Genomic DNA, 10721 nt, shown 5'->3' with positions numbered 1-10721 from the left:
AACCGTCTATCCCCCACCCATAGGCTTGCTCCCATCCAATCAGGAGCAAGCCCATGCGCCCCGAATGCATTAAGGCCGTTACCCAGGCCATAGGCCGTCCCCTCAACCAGCAGGAAATCCAGGGCATCGAAAACCGTGTGCGCCGCAACATGAAGCAACTGGCGCAGACCGATACCACCTGGCAATCCAAATCCGCCGCCGACCGACTGAACGAAGCCGCCGCCAAATCCGCCAAGGACTTGGTAGCCGAAGCGGACCTCAAGAAAAAGCGCGTGGCGCTGACCATCCTTGCCCACGACCGTATCGACAGCTACATGAAGCGCTTCCCCGATCAGCCACTGGAAGGGCTCGACCGACTGCTGGCGTTCTCCAGCGACGGCAAGAGCGGCATTCAATCCATCGAATCGGCCACGCGTGCAATCCGTGACGACTCGGTGAGCCGAATGCTTGACGTGATCGACCAGACCAAGGGCAAGTTCCTGGGCTTGCTTCAGGACGAAGCCGGCAACCTGGCCTTGGTGCGCGAGCTGCACGGCGAAGACTCCGGCAACGCCACGGCCAAGACCGCCGCAAAACAGTTCAAGGACACGGCCGAGCAGTTGCGCCAGCGCTTCAACCGGGCCGGTGGTGATGTAGGTTTCTTGGATGATTGGTCTATGCCTCGCGACCACTCGCAGGTCAAGGTAGCCAAGGATCAGGCTAAGTGGGTGGCTGATCATGTGCAGTGGGCGAACCGTGGCAAGTACCTCAAGGAAGACGGTACGCCCATGAATGACGCCGAGCTGACCGACTTTCTCAACCATGCCTGGGTCACCCTGGCCACCGGGGGCACCAACAAGCTGGAGCCAGGCCAAGCAGCCGGCAACGGTATGCGCGCCAACCGTGGGAGCGAGTCCCGCCAGATCCATTACAAGGACGCAGAAAGCTTTATTGCGGCACAGAAGTCCTACGGCGATCGCAACCTGTTAGAGCTTCTGATAGGCCATATCGACCGCGCATCGCGGGACATTGCCCTGGTGGAAACCCTGGGCCCAAACCCCAGCAACCAAATGCGTTACTTCCTGGATGCCGGGCAGAAGGCGACCGACGAGGCCAGGCCAACCGACTCTGTCAAGACCGCGAAGCAACGCCGCAAGGTTGAGCATCTATTTGAGGAAGTGGCCGGCACTCGCGAGCCGCCAGTTTCTGCCGCGCTGGCTAACGGCTTTGATACCTACCGCGCCCTCAATGTGGCAAGCCGCCTGGGGTCTGCCGTCCTGACATCTGTCACCGACCAGGGAACGCTGGGCCTTACCGCGTCCATGAACGGTATGCCGGTTATGAAGGTGTTCGCCAATGAAATACGAATGCTCAACCCGGCCAGCGCTGCCGACCGCCGTCTGGCGCAGCGTGCGGGCCTGGGCCTGAATCAACTGATTGGGAGCTTGAACCGCTTCGGCGCCGACGGCCTGGGCACCAATGAGCAGATCGCCGGGCGTATCGCCAAGTTTTCGCAGACTGCCGCCAGCAAGGTCATGCAGGCATCCGGCCTCAATGCGTTGACCGCCGGTAGTCAGCGGGCATTCGGCGCCACCATGCTGGACACCATTGGCGACATGTCCCGTCGCCACCAGTCCCTTGCAGCCATGGACGCGGCAGACAGCAAGCGGTTGATTGGGCAGGGCGTCACCGAGACGGATTGGTCTGTGTGGCGTCTGGCGCAGCCGGAAGACTGGCGCGGCGTGGGCGACACCGTGCTGACCGCGAACAGCATCTATCGAATCCCCAACGCTGACCTGGTGCCGCTGGCCCAGCAACTCAAGACAACCCCGCAGCGCCTCAAGGATCAGGCCGCTACCAAGCTGCTGGGTACCGTGCTGGATGAAACCAATATGGCGATCATTGAGCCGGGTTCCCGCGAAAAGGCAATGATGCATGGTGGTATCGAGCGTGGAACCATGAAGGGCGAGCTTGTGCGCTCGTTCTGGCAGTTCAAGAGCTTCTCCATCGGCATGATCATGCGTCACGGTGCACGCGGCATGGCCCAGGAAGGCTGGGGCAAGGCCGGGTATCTTGCTGCCCTGGTGGCGTCCACCACCGTGCTGGGCGGTATGGCCATTCAACTGGGCGAGATTGCCGCCGGGCGCGATCCGAAGGACATCACCGACGATAAGAAGTGGGGCGTACCCGGCTTGCGATTCGGTCTGGCCTCATTCCTCAAGGGCGGGGCCATGGGGCTTTACGGTGACTTCCTGTTCTCCGACACATCCCAGGGCGGCGGCTCACCACTGGCGGCGCTGGGCGGGCCGATTGCTGGCGACATTGAGTCGATCTTCAAGCTCAAGGACAACGCTGCCGACGGCGAAGTCAACCAGACCGGGGGCAAGCTGGTGCGCCTGGCCAAGTCCCATATCCCCGGTGCGAACCTCTGGTACACCAAGGCCGCAACCGATCACCTGATATTCAACCAACTGCAGGACTACTTCTCACCGGGCTACCTGCGCCGGATGAAACAGCGTGCCCGCAAGGAATTCAAGCAGTCGTACTGGTGGGAGCCGGGCGACACAACACCAGATCGCGCCCCGAACCTGGGCGCAGCTGTAGGAGCGAAATAATGCGCGACGATCAAATCACCCGATTGCAGGCACTTAGCGAGCGCCTTGGCGAAGTGGTCATTACCGAAGTTGACCCCAACAACTGGCCCGCCGCTGACAAGCTGCCAGCCCAGTTGACCCAGGAAGAACGGGGCAACCGGTACTGGTGCAAGAAGAACGCCGCCGCAACCATGACGCTGTTACTCAAGGTCGTGAACATCGCCGGCATCATGAACCGGCAGAAGCCGGCACCGGACGCTGGTCATGCTGTAGACGAGCTGGACGGTGAGTTAGCTGCCGCCGAACGAGAGGCACAGGCCATCATCGAGCGGATGCAGAAGGCCGGGAATGTCCACTGACCCCGACAAGAAAGTCAGCCTGCTGGTTTTCTTTATGCTGTGGGCGCGGCGCATGCGCTGGGATGTGCCAGATATCCACGTCCGTGCGCTGATATGGCTGGAGGCTAAAGGATCTCTGGCCGTTTTGCGTTGCTTCCGGGGGTTCGGCAAGTCCACCTTGCTGGCGATCTATAACGCCTGGCGGTATTACAAAGACCCAACCGATAGGATATTGCACCAATCCGAATCAGACCCAACGGCCTACAAGACCAGCCGCGATACCCAAAACGTTATTCGCAATCACCCGCTGACCCGCCATCTACTGCCGCCAAATCAAGGCACGGTAGAGCAATGGTGGGTTGAGGGTGCTTCCGACTTCCGTAACGCAAGCATGTTCGCCAAGGGCATCCTGTCAAACGTCACCTCTGCCCGTGCGGACGAATGCCAGAACGATGACGTTGAGGTACCGCGCAACATCCAGACCCCTGAGGCGCGGGAGAAGCTGCGCTATCGCCTGGGTGAGCAGACGCACATCCTGGTACCTGGCGGGAGCAAGCTCTACATCGGCACGCCGCACACCCACGACAGTCTCTACGACGAACTTGAAAGCATGGGCGCCGACTGCCTGACCATCCGCATGTTCGCCCAGGAACACCGGATAGAGGACGCCAAGCACAACGCCTACGACGTGCCGTTTGTGCCTGACGTCGTGTTCTCCGGCATAGGCAAACATGCCCGTGTGCTGGTGCTGGGCACGGATTACCAGCAGACCAAAACTGGCATCGCCTTCTTTACGCCACCTGGAACCCTGGTGGACTGCTACGCCGGCAGCGCCTGGCCTGATCGTTTCGACATGGCCACCCTTGAGACCCGACGTCGTGAAACCCGCACCATCAACGAATGGGACTCGCAGTATCAGCTCCACTCGAAACCCGTTACGGAGGTTCGCTTGGATCCTGCCCGCATCATTCCGTACGACGCCCAGCCAACCATGCGCTATGCCAACAACGCAGCTGCCATGTATCTGGGCAGCACTCAGATTGTCGGCGCCGTCGCTTACTGGGACTGCTCCCTGGGCAAGATCAAGTCTGACGCCTCGGCCTTCTCCCTGATTCTGACCGATGCTCGCGGCCAACTGTATTGGCATCTGGCTGTTGGCCTTACCGGGGAAATTGCCGAGTTCGACGCGCGCGACAAGATCATTGGCGGACAGGTGCACCAAATCCGCGAACTGGTCATCAAGTACCAAATTCCCCGGGTGATCATCGAGACCAACGGACCAGGTGGCTTTGCGCCCTCGATCCTCAAGCAGGCGCTCAAGGGCACCGGCTGTGGGGTAGGGGAAGAACACTCCAGCACCAATAAGCAGAAACGTATCCTCGACGCCTTTGAATCCCCACTATCTGCCCGCTTCCTGTGGGCGCATGTCGATGTGCTGAAAACGATTTGGGACCAGATGCGCGACTTCAACCCAGCGCTCACCAACCAGGAAGACGATTACATCGACTCAGGTGCCGGTGGCATCAGCCAAACCCCCGTACGCATTGGCCGGATAGTCGGGAAACCGACAGAGACCCGGCGTGACGATTGGCGTCCAGATGCGGGCGTTCATGAGGTTCAAGTGGACTACTAAAGCCCGCCACCATCCCAGGGGGCGAACCATGGCAGTTCCAGCAGGACCAACCGAAAAACGTTACACCGGCAACGGTGTAACCACGATCTACACCATCCCTTTCTTATTGCTGGCGGCTTCGGACCTTGATGTGTTCATTGATGGGGCCGAGGTGGTATCAGGCTTTGTCATCACTGGGGCGGGCAACCCCACCAGTACGATTACCTTCACCACGGCACCAGCTGACCAAAGCGCAATTCTCTTAACGCTGAATATTCCGTTTGAACGCCTGAACGACTATCAGGAAAACGGCGACTTTCTTTCGTCGACCGTAAACCGTGACTTCGACAGGATCTGGCAAGCGCTCAAGCAACTGCTCAGATTCAGCGGCAGGGCGCTGTCCCTGGGGTTCTTTGATGTAGATGGTGCTGGGGCCTACCGCGCAAAAGGGAACCGGATTTCAGACCTAGGCGACCCTGTGCAGCCGATGGACGCGACCAATCAGCGGTGGACAAAGAACTTCTTCACCACGCTGCTTGAGAGCGTTAGCGGCCTGGTCAACACGACCACCGGCATTCTCTACGACGCCGGAACGCTGTTCGATTACCTCAAGTACGGGCTGTCTCGCCGAGTTGATAACGTCGGGGCGCTGCGCCTGCTGTCCTCGTCGCGCAACCAGCGAGCCCGAACCCTTGGGTATTACGCGAAAGGCGACAAGGGCGGGGGCGATTACTACGTTGATCAAGCAGACACCACCAGTGCAGACAACGGCATAACGGTTATCGTCGGTGCCGATGGTGCCCGCTGGAAGCTGGTCTACAGGTCTCTCCACATCAAGCAGGCAGGCGCTGTTGAAGGCGCAGACATTGCGCCAATACTCAATACGATCGGTTCAATTCTGTACGCTGATGGTGGCGAAACCTGCAAGATTATTGGCTTTTACAAGCTGGGGCAGAAGGTCAATCTTTATCCTGGCGTCTCCCTTATTGGTGGCGGTTCGGGCCGTCGCAATAGGCTGGAGCTTACGCATAGCGGTACTGCATTTGAGACGTTCCGGCCGGCTGGCTACGCGCCGGGGCTTTGCATTGATGCCAACGTAAAGGGTCTGACCATCGTTGGTATGGGGACGACTGTCGGTGCTTGTTTCTCTGTGCGCAACGCAATGCAGTGCACGTTCAGCAAAAACGAAATCGCGAATTTCTACGTAGGCTTCTTATGGAACAGCGGGCACACGCCCTCTGTATTTGTGCAGGCGTTCTTTAACGAGGTATCACACAACATCATCAAGCCCTGCGGGATCGGCCACTACTTTGGCGGCGCTGCAAACAGGAACATGTTTTACAACAACAGCATTGCGGATAACCAGGTTGCATATGATTTCTCACAGCTGAATAACTGGTCAGAGACGAACACGTTTATCAATGAAAATATCGAGGGGTGCCATAGCTGGGCAGAATGGAGCGCATCTGTTTACTCTCAGACATGGGAAGGCATCACTATCGAGAACCCATCTAGCAACGGCTACATATGCTTGGTTAAAGATCCAGGCCGTCAAGTAATGACAAACCTGTCTTTGATCCCACTCGGGGATGATGCAGCAATCTACAAGTACAATCTTGGCTCCAAACCTTCTACCATCCTGGGCTCAGCAGCCAGCAGCGGAGACAACAGGCTCGGGTTCAGTATTACTGAACCCTTGGATATGTACGATATCGTGCAGCATCACACCCACCATGTCAGCGCTACGTATTCAGGGACTATCAATGCAGGATCTACTGCGCAATTCGATATGAGCCTTTCTACCGCGCTTTTAAACGACCGGGTCGAGGTGTTTGCGCTTAGATCACTATTTGGCTGCATCCCCGTTGCCTGGGCGGGTAACGGCGTTGTTCACGTCACAATTTCAAACCCGACAACTGCCAACGTTACTATTCCCGCAACGGAGATTTCAGCGATTTTGAAACGCACAGGAGTATAGAAATAAAGGGCCCGTCTTTTGGCGGGCCTCACCTATCTAAGACGGTTACTCTAACCGAAAGCACCTTCTTTGATTCACCGTCATAGTCACATTCAAATTTTGCTTTCTTGTAAACCCCCGCTCCATGCTGATACGCAACCTTTCCGTTCGAATCTTGAAAAACACCAACGTCCTCCAAGGTTTCAAAGTTTTCGCCCTTGATAGTTATCGTTGAGTTGTTGTAGTCCAGCCAGACGATATCCTTTACTGCCATGCCCCCACTGAAACCACTCCACTTGAAAGCGTTTTTAGCTGTTTTTTGTATTGCTTTCTGGCAAGACTCAACATAGTAGGGGTGGTTCAGCTTTTCCCAGCACGCTAAATCCCTAGAACATGCTTGCTCGCTGACCTCCGAAGGATCTATTTGGCCGGCCTGTGCCATAACCGTGGTGCCGGTCATAGACAGCACGAAAGAAAAGACAGTTGCCATTACCGGTTTCATAAAGCGTCCTTATATATTTTTGATTCGGGAGAGGAACTCGTCTCGTCGCTGTTCGGTCATGCCTTCCCGAAGCGCATCAAGATAGTCCGCATACCACTGCACCATCTTCTGGCGCTGCGGCAGGTAGATCGCTTTGTCATACACGCCTTTGAGTCCGGCTTTCTTGTGGGCCAGGTGCATGTCCCGCCAGTTTTCGTCCCAGCCAAATTCGGATAGTAGTGTTTCGCAGGTGTGCCGGCTGCCATGGCCAGTCATCCGCCCTTTGTACCCGATCAGTGCAAAGCACTTGTTGATCGATGCGTCTGAAATAACCGGCACCTTCTCGCCCGATGATGGGAACAGGTAGCGGGACCGGCCAGTAAGCCGTTGCAGATCCCTGATCAGCTCAACAGCCTGAGTGGGTAGCGGCACAATGTGGTCACGCCGCATTTTCATCTTGACGCCTGGCACCGTCCACAGGCCCGCATCAAGATCAACTTCGGACCATTCCGCCCAGCGCGTCATACCTGGCCGTGACGCGGTAAGAAGGGTGAGCCATGCTGCAGTGCGAACGATTGTGCCGCTTCGCGACTCAACCAGCGCCCGCAAGAACTCTGGCAGTTCCGACTCCAGAAGGTGTGGGTACTGCGATTCCTCTGGCGCCTTTTCGGCAATGTCGATCAAGTTGCTGGCCGGGTTGTTCTCGGTCATGCCCTTGGCGATGGCCAGGCCAAAGATCTGATTCACCCACACGCGCACCTTCTCGGCGGTGTTGTGGGCACCGCGGCTCTCGATGCTTGCCTGGAGGTTGGCGCAATCCGCCCTGGTGATTCTGCTCAGGGGCTTGCTACCAAGGGCCGGCAGTATGTCGTTGGTCAGCGCGCCATTGATTCCGGCCAGGGTCTTTTCGGCGCGGCCATCTTTGATCTTTTTATCAAGCCATAGATCGGCGGCGGCTTTGAACGTGTTCGCTTCTGCTGCATCCCTGGAAGCCTTCAGCGTCGCCTTATGGGTGATAGGGTCTACACCTTCGGCATTGAGCCTCTGCGCTTCCTGCGCTTTCTCCCTGGCCTTTTTGGCCGTCACGTCCGGATAGGCGCCCAGTCCGTGCCATCCCCATTTGCCGTTGGGCTTCTTGAATCGAAGCTCCCAGCGTTTACGGCCCGTGCTGCTGACCACGAAATAAAGCCGGTCTATTCCATAGTTCTCTCGGTATTCCTTTGCCTCTGGCTCAAGGGAAGCCAGCACCGTGTCGGCCAGTGGCCGGCGCTTTATCTCGGTTCGTTTCATGCTGGGTTCTTGTATGGTTTGGTTCGATGTTGTGCGCACCATACATGGCGCCATACACAGAATCAAGGATAAGCGGACACAAAGGGGAATAGAGGGGATTAGCAGGGATTGGGGTTTATTCAGTATTGCCGGGGGTTTGGTGTGTAGCGGGAGGGAGTGGGACGGGGAGGGAATAAGAATGTGGAGCGGGTAGAGGGAATCGAACCCTCAACTAAAGCTTGGGAAGCTTTCGTTTTGCCACTAAACTATACCCGCTCAGAGCGGCTGACTTTGTACCAGATGTTCGCCGCAATTTGAAGTTTTTCTTTGAAAAATGTGTGGGTTGCGTGTGGCGAGGGCGCCTGTTCGCCGTCGCCAGTCTCCATTTCAAAGGGTAGCTGCATGCTGCGTCTGCCCCTGGTGATATCGCAGCCGGCTCACCTGTCGCTCTGGTTTCAAGAAGCCCACCACTGCCTCACGGCTATCCCGGCACGCCGCTTTGTGCTCCATATCCAGAAAGTGCCCCGTGGCCTGGATGGTGCTGAAGCTGCTCTTGGCCACATGCTGGCCAAACAGCCTGGCATCCTCGGCGCTGGTGTATTCGTCCCATTCGCCGTTCAAGAACAACACCGGAATGTCGATCTGTTTGGCCGCCCTGAGGTAGCACAGCCGGTCGCTGTTGAGTACGTGGCTGATGTGAAAGTGCATCTGCCCATATTCGTGCTCGGCCAGGTTGCTGACGTGGCGGTAGTTGAAGCGCTTGAACAGCGACGGCAGATGCTTGCCGATGGTGCTGTTGACCAGGTGGCCGACGCGGTCGCGGTCGAGGTTGCCGAGGTAGTCGACACCGCGCTCAAGGTAATCGCGCATCGGCGCATTGATCACTGGCGAGAATGAGCTGATCACGGCTTTTTCCACACGTCGAGGCCGGTGTGCAAGCGCGACCAGCGTGGCGGCACCGCCCCACGAAAAGGACAGCACATGCTCTGCGGCGAAGTGATCGAGCAGTTCCAGGAGAATCTGACCCTCAACTTCCTTTGTCAGCATCTGCTCATGGCGGTTATGGATTTTGGAACGGCCGGCGTAAGGCTGGTCGTACAAAACCACATTGAATTGCGGGTACAGGCTTTTCACGGTTTGAGCGAAGGACGCCGTGGTCGCCATGGAGCCATTGACCAGGACGATGGTCTTTTCAGCCGCGTCCGCGCGATAGAACTCCGTGTACACCCGATACTGACCCTGTATATCCAGCACAGCGATTTCTGGCCTCATGTCGTAAGACTCCTGGCAAGCGGGTAGTGCGCGCAGATCACTCTGCACGAGCTTTATGACAGGTAGGCATACGCCTGGAAGATGAGGCCCATGTCGGTCCGATAACGGCTGGCCGACGGGTGTTGTTATGGCGGGCTGTTTGCCTGGGACGCCCGTAGATCAAGCGCGGGCTGGGCAAGGTGTTCTTGGAGGTTATGGGCGACTCGCCAGTCATGATTTGGCTGACATCTTGATTCAAGCAGCACAGGCGCCAGCTCGCAAGGCGACGAGCTGGTTTTTTGCCATCACCGGCTGAACGGTCGTCAGACCTGTCGGATCTCGTCGTCAGTCAGCGGCCGATAGTGGCCCCGTGCAAGGGCGCTATCCAGCACCAAAGGCCCCATCCGCTCACGGTGCAGGCCAATCACTTTGTTATCAAAGTGCCCGAACATGCGCTTCACCTGGTGGTAGCGGCCTTCGATGATGCTCAGGCGTGCGGTCCTAGGGCCGATTAGCTCAAGTTCGGCGGGTTGAGTGGTGAGATCTTCAAAGGCGAAATACAGGCCAGCGGCAAAGGTGGCTGCATACTCAGGACCAATGTCCTGCTCGGTTTCAACGAGGTAAACCTTGGGCAGTTTGGTCTGGGGTTGGGTCAGGCGCCGCGACCATTGGCCGTCGTTGGTGATCAGCAGCAGCCCAGTGGTGTTGAAATCCAGACGACCGGCGATGTGCAGCTCGTGCTTGTCCGGTTCACTCAGCCAATCAAGCACGGTGGGATGCACCGGGTCGGCGGTAGCGCTCACGCAACCTTGGGGTTTGTGCAGCATGAAATAACGCGCCGGTTTGCCGGCTTGCAGTACCTCATCATCGACACAGACGCGGCTGAATTCTCGCACTTCATGGTGGGGGTCGCTGACGGCCACGCCATCGACTGTCACCCGTCGCTCAACCAGCAGCACACGCACTTGCTTACGATTGAAACGCGGCAGGTTGCTGAGGAAACGATCAACGCGCATTACGGCTGTTCAGCCCCACGCAATTGCGCATCTACCTGCGCACAGCGTGGGCACAGGCAGGTCTTATTGCGCAGTTCATCGGGCAGCGCTTCGAGCACCGCCGGGTCGATAGTGACGGTGTAGCACCAACAGGCTTGGTCGGCGGTGCGTGGGTCGGCCAGGGTGCAGTCGTTGCGGGCACCGCAGGCAGGGCAAAGGGTGGGTGAGGTCATGTCGGTTCGGGC

At 57.8% G+C, this 10721-nt stretch carries 9 protein-coding genes and 1 tRNA gene; 4 read left to right on the top strand and 6 right to left on the bottom strand.

Annotated features, from left to right (window positions below):
• The first annotated feature begins 53 nt into the window (after window positions 1-53).
• The 4 genes from E4O98_RS04320 to E4O98_RS04305 are packed head-to-tail and all read left to right on the top strand — an operon-like array spanning window position 54 to window position 6501.
• Window positions 54-2594, top strand: coding sequence for a hypothetical protein (locus E4O98_RS04320; RefSeq protein WP_248134245.1), 2541 nt, complete (start codon window positions 54-56; stop codon window positions 2592-2594).
• Window positions 2594-2932 (top strand): hypothetical protein, encoded by a 339-nt coding sequence (locus E4O98_RS04315; RefSeq protein ID WP_057976800.1) that lies wholly within the window; start codon window positions 2594-2596, stop codon window positions 2930-2932. Before E4O98_RS04320 ends, E4O98_RS04315 begins: the two co-directional genes overlap by 1 nt.
• Entirely contained in the window at window positions 2922-4544 is a 1623-nt protein-coding gene (gene terL / locus E4O98_RS04310) for a phage terminase large subunit (RefSeq protein ID WP_057976802.1), read from the top strand. The genes E4O98_RS04315 and terL overlap by 11 nt, the downstream gene beginning before the upstream one ends.
• 28 nt (window positions 4545-4572) lie before the next feature.
• Window positions 4573-6501 (top strand): hypothetical protein, encoded by a 1929-nt coding sequence (locus E4O98_RS04305; RefSeq protein ID WP_248134243.1) that lies wholly within the window; start codon window positions 4573-4575, stop codon window positions 6499-6501.
• Window positions 6502-6529: 28 nt separating this feature from the next.
• On the opposite strand, the gene E4O98_RS04300 is transcribed toward E4O98_RS04305, so the two are convergent.
• The 6 genes from E4O98_RS04300 to E4O98_RS04275 form a co-directional block, all read right to left on the bottom strand.
• Window positions 6530-6982, bottom strand: coding sequence for a hypothetical protein (locus E4O98_RS04300; protein WP_248134241.1), 453 nt, complete (start codon window positions 6980-6982; stop codon window positions 6530-6532).
• A 9-nt stretch (window positions 6983-6991) separates the two neighbouring features.
• Entirely contained in the window at window positions 6992-8251 is a 1260-nt protein-coding gene (locus tag E4O98_RS04295; protein WP_248134239.1) for an integrase arm-type DNA-binding domain-containing protein, read from the bottom strand.
• 181 nt (window positions 8252-8432) lie between these two features.
• Window positions 8433-8506: transfer RNA gene (locus E4O98_RS04290), tRNA-Gly, on the bottom strand.
• Window positions 8507-8617: 111 nt separating this feature from the next.
• Window positions 8618-9502 carry an alpha/beta hydrolase gene (locus tag E4O98_RS04285; protein WP_005785967.1) on the bottom strand — a complete coding sequence of 295 codons (885 nt, stop codon included), beginning with the start codon at window positions 9500-9502 and terminating at the stop codon, window positions 8618-8620.
• A 302-nt stretch (window positions 9503-9804) separates the two neighbouring features.
• Complete coding sequence (locus E4O98_RS04280) at window positions 9805-10497, bottom strand: pseudouridine synthase (RefSeq protein ID WP_148852383.1); 693 nt, start codon at window positions 10495-10497, stop codon at window positions 9805-9807.
• Window positions 10497-10709: a cysteine-rich CWC family protein gene (locus E4O98_RS04275; RefSeq protein WP_103733497.1), complete on the bottom strand. Its 213-nt coding sequence runs from the start codon at window positions 10707-10709 to the stop codon at window positions 10497-10499. Before E4O98_RS04275 ends, E4O98_RS04280 begins: the two co-directional genes overlap by 1 nt.
• Window positions 10710-10721: the final 12 nt, after the last annotated feature.

The organism is Pseudomonas sp. W2Jun17 (assembly GCF_023127795.1).
GTDB lineage: Bacteria > Pseudomonadota > Gammaproteobacteria > Pseudomonadales > Pseudomonadaceae > Aquipseudomonas > Aquipseudomonas synxantha_A.
The sequence above is the reverse complement of the archived record's forward strand: the minus strand, read 5'-3'. Positions and strand labels throughout refer to the sequence as shown.